The sequence below is a fragment of the Tahibacter aquaticus genome (assembly GCF_004363655.1).
GTDB lineage: Bacteria > Pseudomonadota > Gammaproteobacteria > Xanthomonadales > Rhodanobacteraceae > Tahibacter > Tahibacter aquaticus.
In genome coordinates this window covers 47,272-65,554 of sequence record NZ_SNZH01000023.1, presented here as the reverse complement: position 1 = coordinate 65,554, position 18,283 = coordinate 47,272, and the positions used below count along the sequence as shown (strand labels likewise).

The following is an 18,283-nucleotide window of genomic DNA, read 5'->3' as shown; positions in this document are numbered from 1 at the left end:
GCAACCGTGCTGGGCGCCGGCATGTCCTTGGTCGTTTCCTCGAAACGCGGTTAGGTGCCGTCGTCGGTCAGCGCCTTGAGTCCTTGTGCGTAACGTGGCTGAGCGCTTCGCATAGCCCGCCGAGCCCGGGTTGGAAATGAGCGTCGGCGTCGGGCTGTCGTTCAGTGCCTCGATGTATTCGTCGTTCGCGCCGTTCAGCCTGGCGAAAGCGTGCAAGTCAAGCGAAAAAAATCGAGGTTTCTTCCCGCGTACCGCTAATGATCGAATGCTGGATGGCGCGCATGCGCGGGCTGGTCCATTCGTCGGTAGCACCACCGGTGCGAGCCAGCCATCCCGCATCGCTCAGTCTGGCGAGATAAGTCGGGGTATTGCGCGCCGACCAGCGACAACCCGCAGCGAGTTCGCTTGTGCGCAAGCGAGCATGGTTGGCTAGCAGCGGTAGAAGCAACGCACTGGTGTTTGTTGAGCCGCAAACGGCTGCAAGTTCGTTGGCGATTGTTTCCTCGTCGGCGCTCAGGGCCATGGAGCGCGCCACCGCCCACTCTTGCAATGCGTGCCAGCTGGACAGATAGCGACCTGGCGATCCTTCCCGCACCGCCGCATGCTGCTCGGTGATCGCATTTTTATTCAGGGCTATCGCCGCTGCGACCAGCAGCGATTCGGCGCGGCTGGCGGGTAACGCCCCGCCTGATGCGGCAACCAGCGCGCGCGAGAAGCGTCCGTTGCCGTCAGCGAATGGATGAATGTGTACCATCTGGTAGTACATGAGAGCCTGCTTTACCCACAGCGCAACGTTGCTGCGCTGCTGGAATTCGAGCACATCCTGCAGCAACCCGGGGACGGCCGAACTGGGCGGCGGCACACGCTTTGCGCAGGCGGGCGAGCGGCCCTCGATCCACGAGATGGCATCGCGGATATGGCCAGCCGACGCTGTGCCGGCAAGTACTGCGTTGGCCTGCAGCAAGTCGGCTACCGTGAGAGGCGTGCGCCCGAGCAGCGTCAGCGCTCTCGCAACACGAGCCGTTTCCTGCGTTGCCTCGGCTGTGGCTTCTTCTACGCCATAACGTGCTCCGACCAACAGCCACGGGCCAGGCAAGTGGCGTGGCCGGTTCGACGCAATGGCCGACGGGCGTAGCGGTGGCAGTTCTGCGTTCCACTGGGCCAGTTGAGATGGAATGAAATAGTCGACCGTGGTCGCGGAAATTTCGGTCGGTACGCTGACGCGCATGCCGCGCCCTATGCGCAGATCGGCGAATTCGGTATGCGGCGGATGCTTGCTCCTGTCGCGTGGCGACACCTCGGCTTCAGCGACCATATGCCTGTCGCTGCCGACGCAGTTCGATCAGTATCTTTTCCGCGGCGGTGAAATTGGCCGGTTTGTTCGTTGCGCGTAGAAGATCGAGCAAGCCGAAGCCGGGTTGGCAGACTTCGTACTGGGCACACCAGGTCAGTGTCTGGAGAGCATTCGGACCGCAGCCGCCGAAAGCTTCGCATTCGTACATTTTGGCAGCCAGGCCCTGTGCGGTGTCGCGGTTGACACCCGTCAGCGTGGATTCGGGCAGCGTTGCGCCGAGGCTCCAGCCGCCCGGCTGCCGTGCAAGATACAGGCGCGCCTCGTCCATGGAATAGGGGTCGGCCGCAGCCAGGATTATCTGTTCGGCCTCGCGCTTGGCTGCGTCGACGCCGTCTTTGGTTTCAATGTCGGCAAGCTGCTTTTCTACTGCCGCGCGTGAGCCGACGGCCAGTGCACGCTTGCGCAGTTCGATCGCCGGGGTGTCACTGCGGTAGCCACTACAGTATTGCTTGATCCGGTCCAGCACCCACTGGTTGCCAGGCGTCTTGGCGATCAGGCTGCCTTCGACCGAAACCCGATAGCAGGCATCGCCCAACTCTGCAGCCATTTCGGCCGCCAATGGCGGGTGTCCGACTGCCAGGCGCTGTTGCACTTCCAGTGCGGCCTGAGTATCCGCCGCGTTCAGGAACGCAGCGACGCCACTGGCCCGCGGCGAGAGCGGCGGCACACTGGCCGGCATGCCAGTCGAAGCCGGTGGCGTCGGCACATGCGCAGGCGTCGGGCCCGCTGCTGTCGTCGCCGGCTGCGTGAGCGCGACGTCGTTGCGATAGACGAAGTACACGACAAACAGTGCCGCGATGGCCGCAAAATAAAAAATAGCTTTGTTCATAATGATCCGGATGACGCCGGCCAAGGATGGACGGCGCCTTATTTCAGGGCAGGAAGCGCATCAGGCGCCGGTGGAGCAGCCGCTCATGCTGCCGGGAACGCGTTCCAGCCATATCTCGCCCATGGTCGAATTGGGACGCGACGTGAGGATGTATCGCTCCTTGCTGCCGTCGTCGTACTCGACCTCCATGATGTGTCCGATGCGCACACTGAACTGATGTTCGGAGTAGTAGAGCGCGATGTCCTGCGATGCGTGGGTCATGCGTTCGTCCGGCGTGGATTGGCAAGTGGCCGGATTCTGGCTGTACTGGTTATTGTCTACGGAATGCACGACGCCGCCTACCGGCATGAGGTCGGGACCGTAGCCGCCTCCTTGGTCCGACGGACCGTCGCCGCCACCGCAGCCACCCCATCCGCAGGGATCGCCACCGCCAATACCGCCGGTGCCGCCACCTGCGCCTCCGCCGCCATAAATGTCCCAGCCGCCCGGATAGCTATCGCCGCAGTCGCTAAGGCAAATGCCGCCTTGGGCCATGGCGCTGGATGCGCCAAACACAGCAGCCAAGGCGATTACGGCGCGTACTGCCGTTGCCACGCTGCGCAATCGGCCGGTGCCGATTTCGCGGCCGATGCTACTGAGATCTTGCAACGAGTTTTTTCCAGTGTGTTCCACAGCAAATTCCTAAAATTTCTGTTTTGTCGATGTTGGAGGGGGATCTGGCGAGCGATTGCAGATGCCGCTCGCCCTGCGCCGGGCAGGCTCGGCCCTCGTCGTGCGAGCGTCTCCGACCGCTATCCGACGGCACAGCGGTGGCGAGGCGAGGTCGGCGCGCGAGTGATGCCGCAAATCCGTGGCGCAGATACGGCGAAGCGGCGATCAATGGCCGATGGGCGGCATCATAGAGACGCCGGTGCGGGCATTTGCAGCCCAGTCATGACAAACCGCGATAGGCACAATAGTGGCTAAAGTAATCAATGCGGTATTGTCTGCCGCCGCCAGGAACGCAACGCGCGCATGCGCGCATCCCGACGGCAATACGTTCGCGTGATCACAACGGATCTCGAAAACGTTCCAGGCGGGGTATGGCAATTGGCAATGACTTCGGCACCCAGAAAATGCCGTCTGCCAGAACGTGCGGTCGGGTATGCGGAGTGCTTGGTTCTCCGTCGTCGCAACCCTGGCGGTATATCGCCATCGCAGGCTGCTGTTTCCCGCAATGGCCGGGAGATCACTCTCCCGGCCACTGCCATCACTTGCCGCTGCAATTCGGTGATGTGCTGTTTCCAACGAGTGTCAATAGCTACTTTTTCATTCCCGCCAGAATCAGATCGACTGCGCGCCGCGGCGCACACGGCGTAGCGCAGGTGAACACCGTCTTGCCGTCCTTGACGGTCTGCAGCACGGCGATGCGCAGGATGTCGTCGGGCCGGTCGGCCATTTCCAGCGGGTTGCCGTCGAGGATGACGAAGTCGGCGACTTTGCCGGGTGCCAGCGTGCCCTTGGTCGTTTCCTCGAAATACTGATAGGCGCCGTCGGCGGTTAGGGCTTTGAGTCCTTCGGCCGGCGTCAGCCGTTCGCTCGCTCCGATTACGGCGCCGCTGCGCGAAACCCGTCGCAGCGAACTCCACAGGATGAACAGCGGATCCGGCGGCGTGACGATGAAGTCGCTGTGGTTGGTCATGTGCAGTCCGAGGCGGTTGCCCGATTTCATCGGACTGAGAAAATCGGCGCGTTTGCTGCCGAGATTGATGCGGTGGATGTCGCCCCAGTAGTAGGCGTGGGCGGTGAAGAACGAGGGTGTGAATTCGTATTCGGCAAACTGCGCCAGTTGCGCGGGATTGACGAATTGCGCATGGATCGGCGTGGTGCGCATGCCCTTGGGCGCGCCGGCGTCGCGATGGGCGATCAGCAGCATTTCCACGGCGGCGTCGCCGTTGATGTGGGCCAGCACCTGCGCCTTGTGCTGGTAGGCGGTGGACAGCAGCACGCTCAATTCCTGCTGGTTGGTACTCGGCGGATTGCCGCGCCAGAACGGCAGGCCGGATGGGCCGGTGCCGACATAAGGCTGCTGGAACAGCGCGGTGCGCGCCTGCGGCGATCCGTCGACGATGGTCTTTACGCCCGCCAGCCGGAAATGGTTGGCGTAGGGCCCGCGGAAATCGGTCTGCAGAATGGCCGGTTGAAAGAACGTGACCGGGTCGCTGTAGCCCACCAGGTCCAGATAGAGCTTTTTCTGGCCGGCCGCAACGAAGTACAGCGGCAGGATATTCGGGTCGATAGGCGAGTCGTGCAGCGTGGTATAGCCGTAGCTGGCATACAGCTGCTGGGCACCGTCCAGGCTGGCGCTGAAGGCGTCCTGCGTAATTGGCGGAAGGCTGGAAACCAGCGCCAGCCAGGGTGTTTCCATCAGGATGCCGACCAGCTCCTTGTCGTTGGGCGCCGGTTTGCGCTGCGAATCGGCATACAGCGGGCTGGTGGGCGCGAGTCCAATCGCCGGCTTGCCGCCGAACGAAGTGGTCAGTGCCGCCTTGTTCAGCAGTCCGCCGTGCATGGAGACATGTACGAGAATCACCGGGATATCGGCAAAGGCGGCGTCGAGGTCGTCGTGGGTCAGTCCGCGCCGGCATGGCGTCGACGAACTGTCGTAGCAGGGCATGCTGGCGATGGAGTCGTCGTAGCCGAAGCCCATCAGTATCGCGTTGGCGTTGCCGGCTGCGCGGGCGGCCAGCACGGCTTTGTAGGCGGCGCTGTTCTTCAGCAGATCGACTACGCTTTTTGCGTCTGCGCCGCTGCTGATCGGCGGTGGCGACACATTCACCCAGGACAGGCTGATGGCGGCCTGGGAAAAATGGCTGTGGCCGTCGATAAAGCCCGGCAGCAAGGTCTTGCCGGCCAGGTCGACGAGTTCCGCATCCGCATGATCGCGTCTGGCATCGGCGGCCGAGCCGACGGCGACGATGCGCCCATCCTGCACGACGACGGCCTCCGCGCTCGGCTGCGCCGGATTCATCGTGACGATTTTGCCGCCGCTGTAGATGGTCGTGGCAGGTGCAGAATTTCCCGCCGGCGGCATGGCGGCGGTTGTCAGGACGGCAACGAACAGAGCAGCGATTCGCATTGCGGCAAGTCCTTCGGTTCGGGTAGGCAGGCACAGGTGCGGGGTGCACCTGTGGCGATGACGAACGGCGACGGCATGCAGCCGGGCCGGCAAGGCATGCAGCAGGGAAGTCTGGGCAATAGGCACCATTTTGCAGACCAAGCGGAATTCGAGGTTGCCTCCTATCGCGGTCTCGATATGTAGTGGCCGGCCGGAAGTACCGCGGCTGTGCGCACGTTGCAGTGTATTATGAACGTTAATGTACAAATTGCTAATGATCGAGGGGGTTGTTTCTGCCCCGGGCACCTGCCGCGACGCTGCGGCAGCGATGCGGCAGTACGCCGATTCAGCGCGTTTTCCCGCTGTCGCGCGGAGCAGGGTAGGGCGAGCCCGCGCTGGTTCGCGCGCCCCAGCGCACCCGTTCGGCGGCAGTCGCGGGCCGGGCAACCGGCGGGTCGGCCGGCGCCCAGGGCGGCGAGCGATTTTGTGCGCCTGTCCTGCGCGGTGCCGGCGTGCGCACGAACTTCCGGCTGCAATGGCCCGCACCGCAGGCCATCGTAAAAATATTTTTCGATGAAAGTAGCTTTGTCTACCCGAGCAGTTATTCTTCGTCCGCATACTGTTTTCATGGGCAGGGGGAACTGCCGCAGCCTGCAAGGCCAGCACTGTAGTCCGGCACCCCGGCATCGTCCGGCACGGTGACGGGCCGGCGCGGCCGGCCCGGCTGCGTGGAGCAGGCGCAGACCCCCGCATTGCCTACGCCGCCGGTCTGTCACTCAGGAGCCAGCCATGCAAAATCGATTGCTTTCGCACGCCGCCGAGCAGCGCTGCTACGCCTGGTCACGACGGGCCGGATACTGGAGCGCGCGTGTTTTTCAGTCTGCGCTGCTGCTGGTGCTGGCCGGGATTCTGGCCGGCTGCGGCCATTCCATCCGCGGCGGGCCGCACAGCACGCTGAACCAGGCGGCGCTGGGCACGCCCAGCAGCCTGCCGGCGGCGGGCCAGGAACTGCTGGCGGCGGCCAGTCCCGAGCAGCGCAATGCTCTGCTCGATCGCCGCCTGATGATGATCGACCAGGCCTATGTCACCTACATCAACGGCCTGCGCGAGGAAAAGACGCTGACCGATCTGGCCACCGGCCTGGCCGGTCTCGCCCTGGGCGTGGCCGGCACGCTGACCGACGGCGTTGCGGCGAAAACCAACTACGCCGCCGCCGGCACGCTGCTGGCGGGTGGCAGTGCCATCGTCGACCAGACGCTGTACTACGAACAGACCGTGCTGGCGCTGGTATCGGCGATGGACGCCAACCGCGCCACCGTGCGCCTGACGATAGTGCGCGGCATGAATCAGGACATGGCCGAATACACCGCCAGCGACGCCTATGCCGACCTGATTGCCTACGAGCGTGCCGGAAGCCTGCTCGCCGCCATCGGCTACGTACAGGCCACGGCCAAGGAAGCGCAGCAGCTTTCCGAAGGCCAGATCCGCGACATCATTCCGCTGCCGCCCGGTGTGCGCGGCAGCAAGGCCTGCTCGACGCGCAGCCTGTTCGCCAGCAATGCCAAGCGCACGGCGGCCAATCTGCTGACCGCGGCGGCCGCGTTGAAGATCGATGTCCCGGCCGATGAGAAAACCGATGCGGACAAGATCGCCGAGCGCATCCGCCAGCTCAATCGCGATGCGACGCCCGAGGGCGTGGCCAGCATCAATGCCGCGCTGGCCAGGGCCGGCGTGCTGGTCGACTGCAGCCCGTGATCGCGTTGCGCCGCCGCATCCTCTGACGGAGATTGCCATGTACTACCGCACGATTCCGACCAATCTCGCCGTAGCCGCCATCGCCTCGCTGATCGCCGACGAAGAAGCCGGCGGTTCCAAATTTGTGGAAAACAAGGTGACGGTGCTGAAGACCTCGAACAAGCCGGGTACGCCGAAGAACATGGCGACCTTTGTCGAAGTGGACGACCACATCCCCGCCGAACCTGTGCTGACCCTGCAAGGCGATGCGCCGCCTGCGGGCAAGACCTTGCAGTGGAATGGCGTGATGCTGGTCGGCGGTACGATGAGCGTGGTCGAGTTGTATCGCTGAAGCCTGCCCACGCGCCCGAGTGTCGGAACGGTGCCGCCTTGTCGCGGTTCCGTCGCGGTTTCGGCCGCTCGATGCAAAACCAAAGACGGCTTACGGTGCGGGAATCTTCTGCGCCGTCCGGTAGAATGCCGCGATGCTGGGAATGAAGCGCTGCGGGTTCGATCCCACCAGATTGGTCAGCACGACGACCGCGAGGCCGTCGTCGGGAAACACCACGAAGGCGGAACGGCCGCCGCCGATGCCGGCAACCTGCCGCTTGCCGGGCGTGGTGTCGAGTACCGGCCACCCGGCGGCCCAGCCCGCGTCCTCGCCGCTGTTGAGCTTTTCCGATGTCCACATGCGTTGGACATTGTCCGTGCTGATCAGCCGGCCCTGGTCCAGTGCGACCAGCCAGTGCGCGATTTCGTCGGCAGTGGTTTTCATCGCGCTGCCGGCGCGCAGGCCGCCTGGCAGATCGTCGAACCAATGCACCAGGCGGTCGCCGTCGCCGGCTGCCAGCGGGCGGGAGCGGGAATAGATATAAACCGAGGCAGCATTCGCGACCAGGTCATAGCCGTCGCCGAACGTCGCGGTGTGCATGCCGGCCGGCGCGAACTGGCGCTCGGCGAAAAAACGCTCGTGCGGCATCTTGCTCTGCCGGGCGATGATCTGGCCCAGCAAGGCATAGTTGGTCTGGTTGTAAGCGAAGCGCTCGCCGATGGGCGCATCCATGGGCAGTGCCTTCACCGCCTTCCACGCTTCGGCTTCGCCGCCGCCGCCGATCAAGCCTTGCGCGCCGACGATGTCGGGAAGTCCTGAGGTATGCGCCAGCAACTGGCGCACCCGCACCGCGCGCCATGCCTCGGGCAGATCGTCCAGGTAGCGCGAGACCGGCGCATCGAGATCGACCAGGCCGGCTTCGGCCAGCTGCATCAGGGCAACGCCGGCGAATGACTTGGTGGCGGAATTGATGGGAAACAGCGTGGTCTTGCTGGTCGCGATGCGGTCTTCGACATTGGCCAGGCCATAGCTTTCCGACAGTACGATCTGCGCGTCCTTGACGATGGCGATCTGCAGGCCTGGTATGCGCTGCTCTTTCATCGTCTGCCGGACGAATTGCCGGGTGTGTTCGTTCGCGGCATCGACGTCGCCGGCCGCGCTGCAAAGGCCGGGAATCAGCAGCAAGGCCGCAACGACGAACGCGGTGGCGCGGTACTTTCCAGACAGCATGAATCTTCCTCCGGCGAACTCGCCATTGACAGGGTGGTTGACGGTTGCTGCGCGCCAGGAGATGCCTGCCGGCGATCGATGGATCGGTTTCCCGTCGACGTCGACGCGCGCAGCCGCTAGCGCCGGATCGGTCGGCGCCTTCGCTTCGATGCGCGATGAGGCGCCGCGGTTTGCTGGCTATTGCATCGGACCGCCACGGCACTGCCGGTCGATCGCATGGCGCAGGCCATCGCGTAGGACGTCACGGCATCGAAGTGCGTCTTCTGCGCCAGATCGACAGCTCATCGAACGGAACGAATGATTGCTGCAGACACGACTCTGCGCTTGGATGTTCGGTGGGTCTGCCGCAGCAGGCGGCAGTCGCTGCGGCGAACGCCGCGAGAATCGCCGTTTCTGCGCATGTTCTGCGCCCGTCGATGGCGAATCAGGTCTTTTGTCCGATACGGCGGCGCCGTGTTTTTTGCTATGGTCCTCGTCGGACGTAATGGTCCGCTCGTCCCTGCTGTGGCCGTTTACGGGCTGGCAGGGAACAGGCGCGGACTCATGCGCAGGCGTCGATTGCTACGTTCGTCACTTCATTTTCAGGGGATCTCATGTCCACATCGTTGCGCCGTCATGCCTTGGCTGCGGCTGTTGCTCTCGTACTCTCGTCGTCGTCGATGGCGGCCACGTTGTTCCTCGAAGATTTCCAGACCCGTATCGATCCGGATACCCAGCAGCCGGTGCTGCGTTGCTCGGGTCCGGGCGGTCCAGGTACTTATCCGTTTCCGGCCGGCTGGCTGCTGCGCAATGTCGACAACCGCACACCGGCGGCGAACGTTTCTTACGTCAACGAGGCGTGGGAAGTGCGCGAGGACTTCGGTGGCGACGGTTTGGACGTCAACAACTGCGTGGCATTCAGCACCTCGTGGTACGCCCCGGCCGGTGCCGCGAACGACTGGATGTGGACGCCGGCGATCGGTCCGATCCCGGCCAGCGGCGGCGCACTGTCCTGGCGCGCCAAGAACTACGACGCGCTCTACCTCGACGGCTACGAAGTGCGCGTGATGGCCGCGCCGACCGTGCCCACGGGCGGCACCGGCACGATCGGCAACCAGATCACCAACAGTACCGTGGTGTTTTCCACGCCCGGCGAGGCGGCGGTCTGGACCAGCCACACCGTGGATCTTCTGCCTTACGCCAATCAGACGATCTATATCGGCTTCCGCAACAACGCGAACGACAAGTTCCTGCTCGTCGTCGACGACATCAAGGTGATCAGCACGACGACCGATCTGGCTGCCGTGGCGGCAACCGGCTTCGCCGTGGACTATCCGCGCGTGCCGGCGGGAATCAGCGTCGATGCGAACTTCAAGGTCGTGGCGTCCAACATCGGCACCACGACGTTCACCACAGTGGCGGGCAGCGCCCAGCCGGCACTCAACGGTTCGCCGCAGGGTTCGCCGCTGACCGCATCCGGCGCGCCGTCGCTGGCGCCGGGCGCCACCGCGAACATTGCCTTCACGCCCGCGTTCGCGCTGGGCACGGCGGGCACCTGGAGCGTGAGCTATGCCGTCACCTCGGACCAGAACGCCGCGGACAACGATCCGGCCAACAATCTGCTGCAGGCCAGCCTGACCACGATCGGCGGCAACGAGTGGAGCCGCCACGAAGGCGCCGTTACCGGCACGCTGGGCATCGGTGCCGGCAACGGCGGCGAGCTGGGTACGTCGTACACCTTGGGCCAGACTGCGTCGTTCGAAGGCATCCGCTTCGGCCTGGGCACGGTGACCGATCCGGCGCCGCCCGATCCGCCCTCTTCCTGGCCGGGACAGAACGTCGTGGCGAATCTGCGCGCGACCGACGGCACCGGCAAGCCGGCAGGCCTTATCGCCACCACCGAGGCGATCGTCAGTTCGTACCGGGGCGGCGTATACGACGTGAAATTCGTCGGCGGGCCGCAGACCCTGGCGCCGGGCACGTACTTCGTCAGCGTGGTGGAACCGACCGGCACGGGCGGCGCCATGCCGTTGCAGCTCAGCCTGAACCGCTACGTCGATACGGCCAACTGGGTGAACTGGCCGACCAGTCCGGCCGGCGACTGGAAGAACCTGTCGTACTTCGGCCCCACCTTCCAGCGTGTGCCGCACGTATCGCTGCTGAGCGAAGTGTCGCTGTTCAAGGACGATTTCGAACTGCACGGCGACGCGCCGGTCGCGCGGAACGCCGCGCCTGCGGCTGGCACGGCTTCGCCGAGCACGCGCCGGCAAGGCGAGCGCGCCGCGCTCGCTGCACCGCGCCGATAAGCGCAACGCCGTAGCCGGCGATGCATGCCGAACGCTATCGCCGTCGTCTCGACGGCCATGTCAGCCAGGGCCGCCTCGATGCGGCCCTGGCTGTACTGGCGAGCTGGCAGGCGAGTGCGCCGCACGATCTCGAACCGGAACTGCTGCGTGCGCGTGTCGAATTGGTCAGCGGCCACTACGTCGCCGCGCGGGCGCGTTTCCTGGCCGCCGTGCGCGAACGCGCCGTGCCGCCGGCACTTGCTGCGGAAGTCGTCGAAGGCCTGCGCCTGTTCGTCGCGCACGATGCCCTGGTGCAGTGGGCGCAGGCGTACGCGCAGCGTGCCGCGCTGCCCAGCGCCGAGCAGGCACGCATTGCCGCGGCCCTCAGCGCGGTCGGCGCCCATGCGCTGGCACGCGAGTGGGCCGATGCGGCCGTGGCGGCCTCGCCCGGCGATGGCGTCTGCCGCGTCAATCGCGCGCTGATCCACCAGTACGCCGGCGAGTTCGCGCAGGCCAGTGCCGATCTGGCGCACGCACTCGGCACGCCGCAGGAGTCGGCGATGGGCTATTGGCTGCAATCGCGCCTGCGCCGGCAGACGGCCGAATCCAATCATGTCGCGGTACTGCGCGCCTGCCTGCAACGGCAGGGGCTGGACCGGCGTGATCGCGAACTGCTGCAGTTCGCGTTGTTCAAGGAACTCGACGACCTCGGCGAAATAGATGCCGCCTGGCAAGAGCTGTCGGCCGCATGCGCCTCGGTGCGCGCCCGCGTGCCCTACGATCGTGCCCGGCATGAACGCATGTTCGAACAACTGAAGCAACCGATCGCAGTACCTGTTGCGCCGCCGCGCGCCGGCGATCAGGTTCCCCTCTTTATCGTCGGCCTGCATCGCTCCGGCACCACCTTGCTGGAAAGCATGCTCGGCGCCCACGCGTCGGTGCACACCTATGGCGAATCGCAACGCCTGGGCGCTGCGCTGCGCCAGGCGGCCGACTACCACTGCCCGACCATGATCGACGAAGAGCTGGCCCGGCGATTGCCGCATCTGGACTATCGCGGCGTGCGTGCGCACTTCCAGGCCGAAGGCCGCCACGCGACAGGCGATGCTGCCTACGTCAGCGAAAAGACGCCGGACAATTTTCAGTTGATCGGCGCGATCCGCCACGCATTCCCCGAGGCCAAGGTGCTGCATCTGCGCCGCGACCCCATGGACCTGTGCTTTGCCAATCTGCGCGAACATTTTTCCGGCGCCGTCGCCCACGCCAACGACATGGACGATCTGGTGCACTACCACGGCCTTTACCAGGATCTGATGACGCACTGGCATGCGGCCTATCCGGGCTTCGTGCTGGATATCGATTACGAAGACCTGGTATCCGACCCACTGGCCAGCTCGCGCCGCGTATTCGATTTCTGCGGCCTGGCCTGGGACGAGGGCGTGGTCGATCCGGCGCGCTGGAGCGGACGCTCCATCAACACGCTGAGTTCCGTGCAGGCGCGCAGCCGCGTCAACCGCGGCAGCATCGGGCGTTGGCAGGCCTATGCCCACTGGCTGGAGCCGTTGCGGCGCGGGCTGCAGGGGTAGGGCGCCGTGGTCCCGCAGGCTGCGGACATTCATGCCGCCTTTTCGCCGGAGTGGCGAAGAAAAATATAATCGTCAACAAGTCAGGTAAGCGTTTTTTACCCTCGGCACTCGAATAGCGCCCAGCCACGCAGCGGCCGGGTTTGACCGATGTAGCCGTTCTACCGGCGATCCGCTGTCCTTCGGTTCCGCGGCAGGTGCACTGCCGGTACCGATCGTTGCCATTGCGTATTTCCCGCTCCGAGCCAGTGCGGGAGCGTGTGCCGTCTATCCACTCCGGCGTGCAGTTCGTACCACGAAAACGGTGGCCGGTCACATCGGCGTTGCCGGCTATGGCGCAGTCGTGTCGACTCGCGCAGCAGCACCGCCCGGCGAATGCTTTGCCCCAATGCCTGCCCGCTTGCCGGGATTGCAGACGATGCGCGCATTCATCCTGACAGAAACAAGGCGGCGGGTGCGGCCACACCCCAGACAGGAGATTGGAAATGCGTTTGGAATTCGCAATCGGTTTGCTCAGTACATTCTTGCTTGTGCCGGCGCTGGCCTCGGCACAGGTTGTTCCTGCCGACGAGTATCAGAAGAAAATCAGGGCGGCTAACGAATTGTCGGCGCTGACGGACGATTCATTCGGCAACTCGACGTCCGATGCAACCGGCAGGACAGTGTTTACCAATGTCGACATCAGCATCCCTGGCAACAACTCGTTGCCTGTGCAGCTCGGCAGGCGCCTGGTCGTCGATCAACGCTATGTGCCGGAAGAATTGGGTGGCATCGGCAACTGGGACATCGACGTGCCGTTTATCGAAGGCACATTCTCGAAGCTGAACGGCTGGGCCGTCGCTGCGTCGAATTCTCCCAATCGCTACAAGCGCTGCTCCATTGCAGGCCGGCCGGTCATCGAAGGCGTAAATTTCGGCGTCGACGAGGTCTCGCACGGATACAACATTCATGTGCCCGGCGTCACCGACGAGGTGCTGCTCAAGGATGCGAATACCTATACCGATCCGGCCGATGGCGTCAGCTATCCCTGGATCCTGAAGTCGCAGGCCAGGCTCAGCTGCCTGGCTACGCTGAAGAACGGTTATCCCGGCGAAGGCTTCGTCCTGAAACTGACGGACGGCACCAAGTATTACTTCGACTATCCGGTCGAGCGGGAACTGCAGACGCTGCGCAAAGGGCCAAAGTACCTGCCGGGATACAGCATGCCGCGCAAGCGGATTTTCCTGCTGGCGTCGCGTATCGAAGACCGGTTCGGCAACTACGTCGACTATCAATACACCAGCGGCAAGCTCACCGGTATCAGTGCGAATGATGGACGCCAGATCACGCTGCAGCACGGCACAAACACGATAACTGCCAGCGCCAATGGCCGGGTCTGGACCTATGGGTTGCAGAATGGACATCTGGCCACGGTAACCAATCCGGACCAGTCGACCTGGACCTATTCTCCGCTGGGCGGCACTGCGGCACGCCCCCAGACAGCCGATGAGGGTCTCAATATTCTGTCGTTTGTTCCGGAGAATTTTTGTCTCAGCGTCGACAGCGCGTACGGTGGTACGTTCTCGTTCAACGTCAAGCACCCCAGTGGCGCGGTGGCGAATTTCGGCTTCGAAGGGCGTACGTTCTCCCGCAGCAGAGTGCCTTATGGCTGCGTCATCGACTTTTTCGATCACCAGGTGAGGCGCGTCAATCTGCACAGCATGTTCCGTGGAACGAATAGCGTGGATTGGGCGACCCTTGTGCATCTATTCGAATCCAATAATGGGCAAATGGATTTTGGAGTGCTTTTGGACATGTTGACTCTGCCGGACATGGACCCGCCGCCGGAAGAGTATTACGAGCTGTCGGGTTATGCGCGAATCAGCGTTCCGAATTACTTCGGCGTTTTCTCGCTCAAGGAAAGGACTGTTTCCGGGCCTGGCATGTTGCCGGGCGTGACCCGCTATGCCTACGGTGAAGATGTCTATCCCTACTGCGACCAGTTCGACAGCCAGACCGGTGAAATTACCGGCGTCCGCTGCAACCAGGACCCCTGCCCCGAATCCGGCTGTATCGACGGCGAAGGCCGCTGGACGGAAATTACCCTGCCTTCCGGTGACAAGGTGCGCAAGCGTCATGGCGTGATCTATGGCCAGAACGAGGGCATGCTGCTTGCCGAGCAGGTGATCAGCGCGACCGGCACGTTGATGAAGGATATGAAATACCGCTACTACGATCCGGCTACGCCGGCGACGCAGGCGTTTGCAAAGCAGATCGGCTGGGCGTTCTCGCCCGATCCCATGCAGGGCAAGCAGCTGCCGCTGCTGTCGAGCGAAACACTGCAGGGCGGCGTGACCTTCAAGACCGAAGTCAAACTCTGCGGCACAGGCGTGTACTGTTTCGACGGCTTTGCACGCCCGACCCTGCAGCAGCAGTCGAATACGCTGGGCTATAACCGCAGCGACGCGACCGAGTACCACGACGACCTGGGCAAGTGGGTGCTAGGCCAGATCAAGCGTCAGTACAACGCCGATACCGGCCTCGTCGCCAGCCAGACCGACTACGACGCGCAGGCCTTGCCCTGGAAATCCTATCGCTTCGGAAAACTGCAGCAGACCCTGACCTACAGTGCCGACGGCACGCTGGCCACGGTGGCGGACGGCGGCGGCAATGTCACCGCGCTGTCGAACTGGAAACGCGGCATTCCCCAGTTGATCCACTTTCCTCCCACGCCTGAGGCGCTGGCAGGAGCAACTGCCTCTGCCGTGGTCGACAACGACGGCCTGATTGCTTCGGCGACCGACGAGATCGGCGCCAGGACCTGCTACACCTACGACGCGATGGGACGTATCGCCAGCATCATCTATCCGTCGGAAACCCAGCCCGGTGTATGCGACGGCTCAGGCTGGAACCCGGTGAGCCTGGGTTTCCAGCAGGTCTCATCCGACGAGCACGGCCTGCCTGCTGGTCATTGGCGCCTGCATCGCTACGAAGGCAACAAGCACGCCTACACCTACTACGACGCCATGTGGCGGCCGGTGCTGGAAGAGGTGTTCGACTACAGCAACGCCGGCGATACCCTGAGCCAGACGGTCCGCCGCTACGACACCCTGGGACGGCCGAGCTTCGTGTCATATCCGCAGCGCGGCGTGGGCAGCTACCTCGATGTGAGCAACGGTTCGCGCACCAGCTACGACGCGCTGGGGCGGACGATCCGCGTCGAGCACGACAGCGAGTGGGGTGTACTGGCCACGACGACCGAGCACCTCGACGGCCTGCGCACGCGCGTCACCAACCCGCGCGGCCTGGCCACGACCAGCAACTACATGGCCTGGGGCGAACCGGACTACGCGCTGCCGCTGGGCGGCATCCTGCCCGAGGGCAAGGTCGTGGAGATCGAGCGCCATGCGCGCTTCGGCTGGCCTTTGCGCGTCGTGCAGCGCAGCGCCGATCATGCGCAGCGGCAGGAACGCCGCTATGTCTACGACGGCAATGCGCAGTTGTGCAAAATTGTCGAGCCCGAGTCCGGCGCCACGGTGATGGGCTACGACGCGGGCGGGAATCTCGCCTGGTCGGCGGCGGGGCTGAGCGGTGGCACGTACGACGCCGACAACTGCACTCACGCGGAAGCCTGGGATTCCGGCCGGCGCGTCACGCGCAGCTATGACGCGCTCAACCGGCTGAGCAGCCTGGTATTCCCCGACGGCCGCGGCAACCAGAACTGGACGTATACGCCCGACGGCCTGCCAGCCAGCGCTGCGGTGAGCAACGAACCCGCCAATGCGGCGCTGGTCACCACGAGCTATACCTACAACCAGCGGCGCAAGCTCACCAACGAATCGGTCAACCAGGCCGGCTGGTATATCTGGAACATCGGTTACTCCTACGACGGTATCGGCAATCTTGCCTGGCAAAGCTATCCGACCGGCCTGAGCATCGACTACGCGCCCAACGCGCTGGGGCAGGCGACCAAGGCCGGCAGCTACGCCAGCAACGCCCAGTACCATCCCAATGGCATGCTGAAGCAGTTCACCTATGGCAACGGCGTCAGCTATCTCATGCAGCAGAACGAGCGCCAGCTGCCGCTGGGCAGCTTCTCCGTCGGCGTGTCGCATCTGGAGTACAACTACGATGCCAACGGCAATATCGACCGCATCAAGGATGTGACCAAAGGGCCTGCCTACAGCGTGCGCAGCCGCAGCATGGTCTACGACGATCTGGATCGACTGACCGACGTCGGTGCCGGCGTATTCGGTGGCGACAACTGGCATCGCTTCACCTACGACGCGCTGGACAACATCGAGTCGTGGAAGCTCGCCGGCGTCAAGGACCATGCCGACTATGTCTACGATGCGCAGACCCACCGTTTGACCTCGATCCGCAACAGCCTGGGCGCGACCGTGATGAACCTGGGCTACGATGCGCAAGGCAATCTGCAAAGCAGAGACGGCCAGGCCTACGATTTTGACTTCGGCAACCGGCTGCGCAACGTACCGGGCAAGGAGCGCTATCGCTACGATGCGCTGGGCCGCCGGGTCATGTCCGAAGCGCCGAGCGGCGCCGCCAATGTCTGGCAATACAGCCAGGGCGGCCAGATGCTGTTCTCCAGTTCCTGGGACGGTGCGAACTATCTGAACCAGCAGACGCGCGAGCATATCTACCTCGCCGGCAGCCTGGTCGCCACTGTCGATCACAACTGGCCAAGCAATGCGGTGATCGCCACCCAATACCACCACACGGATGCACTGGGCAGCCCGGTTGCGGTTACCAATACCAGCGGGCAGGTTGTCCGGCAGAACGATTACGAGCCCTACGGCGCGGTGATCGGTCAGCCTGGCTATTCGGGCATCGGTTATGGCGGCCATGTCATGGACGGTGCTACGGGGCTGACGTATATGCAGCAGCGTTACTACGACCAGGGCGTCGGCCGGTTCCTGAGTGTCGATCCCGTCAGCGCGGACACTGCGACAGGTTCCAACTTCAACAGGTATCGCTACGCGGCGAACAATCCCTATACGTTTGTCGACGCCGATGGCCGTCAGGAAAAGCCGGCCAACGGCGGAGGCTTCCTGGGTGATCTGACGCGTAGGGTCAGAGCCGTCGGCGATGCGATTGCTGTCGAAGCCAAGCTGGGTCTTTTCCCGGGTTTCGAGGTCATGCTTGGCAGCGCCGCCAAGCTGAAGATCCAGCAGGCAAGCATCACCACGATTGGTCTCAACGGAACACTTTCCGACGAAAGAACCTTCTTCCAGGAAATAAAAGGCCCGTCGGCTGTGATCAGCGTCGGCAAGCGCGAAGCGGGCTATGAAGCCGCAGAAGTGCGCGACAACTACGAGTTCGGCGGGGGAAATCCCGACCGGAATTATCGTCAGCGCCGGGAAGGCGGTTTTGTCGGCAATCTTGGTCCGGTGTCGGCCAAGACCAACGGCAGGCATCAGGTAAAACTGATCAGCAAGGACGTCGAGTTCGGCGGCAAGACAGGATTCCTGGGGCTCGCCGTCAAGATCAATCAACAAAAACTCGGGTCCGCGTTCGGCCCGGCTCCGGCAGTACCCAAGGAAAGAATCGTGGTTCCTCCCTTGCCGGCAGAGCTGCGCGAATAGGCTCATTCAGCACCATGTTTGCCAGGACCGCCGCAACGGCAGTGCCGAGCCGGCAGCCGGCCATCGCTTCCGAGCCGATTTGCAGATGATCGGGCTTGGGTGACCGCACTGTCTGCACCAGGAGCCGGCAATGATTTGCCGGCTCCTTTCCACATTGCCGCAGCGAAAAAGCGCCAGGCATTCATTCCACTCACGCATTGCACGGCTACAGCCCTGCAATGCGTTTCTGCGAAGGACCGGTGGCACTACGCCGCCGGTCCTGCCCCTGTCCGAAGATCG

General features: G+C 63.8%; 10 protein-coding genes. 5 read left to right on the top strand and 5 right to left on the bottom strand.

Going from position 1 to position 18,283, the window contains the following annotated elements; all coding sequences use genetic code 11:
- Positions 1–217: 217 nt before the first annotated feature.
- From DFR29_RS26450 to DFR29_RS26435, 4 genes are all read right to left on the bottom strand, one after another.
- On the bottom strand, positions 218–1,315 hold the full coding sequence (locus DFR29_RS26450; protein WP_133821653.1) for a Fic family protein: 1,098 nt from the start codon (positions 1,313–1,315) through the stop codon (positions 218–220).
- A complete protein-coding gene (locus DFR29_RS26445; protein WP_133821652.1) occupies positions 1,305–2,207 on the bottom strand; it encodes a hypothetical protein in 903 nt (300 codons plus the stop codon). Before DFR29_RS26445 ends, DFR29_RS26450 begins: the two co-directional genes overlap by 11 nt.
- A gap of 36 nt (positions 2,208–2,243) precedes the next feature.
- Complete coding sequence (locus DFR29_RS29820; RefSeq protein WP_208113744.1) at positions 2,244–2,855, bottom strand: hypothetical protein; 612 nt, start codon at positions 2,853–2,855, stop codon at positions 2,244–2,246.
- A 628-nt stretch (positions 2,856–3,483) separates the two neighbouring features.
- Entirely contained in the window at positions 3,484–5,301 is a 1,818-nt protein-coding gene (locus tag DFR29_RS26435; RefSeq protein ID WP_166654357.1) for an amidohydrolase, read from the bottom strand.
- Between the two features lie 768 nt (positions 5,302–6,069).
- Here DFR29_RS26435 and DFR29_RS26430 point away from each other — a divergent pair.
- Entirely contained in the window at positions 6,070–7,035 is a 966-nt protein-coding gene (locus tag DFR29_RS26430; protein WP_133821650.1) for a hypothetical protein, read from the top strand.
- A 37-nt stretch (positions 7,036–7,072) separates the two neighbouring features.
- On the top strand, positions 7,073–7,366 hold the full coding sequence (locus DFR29_RS26425; RefSeq protein WP_133821649.1) for a hypothetical protein: 294 nt from the start codon (positions 7,073–7,075) through the stop codon (positions 7,364–7,366).
- Positions 7,367–7,456: 90 nt separating this feature from the next.
- Here DFR29_RS26425 and DFR29_RS26420 read toward each other — a convergent pair whose 3' ends face one another.
- Positions 7,457–8,527: a serine hydrolase domain-containing protein gene (locus tag DFR29_RS26420; RefSeq protein WP_425598896.1), complete on the bottom strand. Its 1,071-nt coding sequence runs from the start codon at positions 8,525–8,527 to the stop codon at positions 7,457–7,459.
- 641 nt (positions 8,528–9,168) lie between these two features.
- On the opposite strand from DFR29_RS26420, the gene DFR29_RS26415 reads away from it, so the two are divergent.
- The 3 genes from DFR29_RS26415 (at position 9,169) to DFR29_RS30205 (ending at position 18,004) form a co-directional block, all read left to right on the top strand.
- A complete protein-coding gene (locus DFR29_RS26415; protein WP_133821647.1) occupies positions 9,169–10,860 on the top strand; it encodes a choice-of-anchor J domain-containing protein in 1,692 nt (563 codons plus the stop codon).
- 20 nt (positions 10,861–10,880) lie between these two features.
- The gene (locus tag DFR29_RS26405; protein WP_166654356.1) at positions 10,881–12,425 is read left to right on the top strand and encodes a tetratricopeptide repeat-containing sulfotransferase family protein; all 1,545 of its coding nucleotides are present in this window, start codon (positions 10,881–10,883) and stop codon (positions 12,423–12,425) included.
- 482 nt (positions 12,426–12,907) lie between these two features.
- On the top strand, positions 12,908–18,004 hold the full coding sequence (locus tag DFR29_RS30205; RefSeq protein ID WP_133821645.1) for an RHS repeat domain-containing protein: 5,097 nt from the start codon (positions 12,908–12,910) through the stop codon (positions 18,002–18,004).
- Positions 18,005–18,283: the final 279 nt, after the last annotated feature.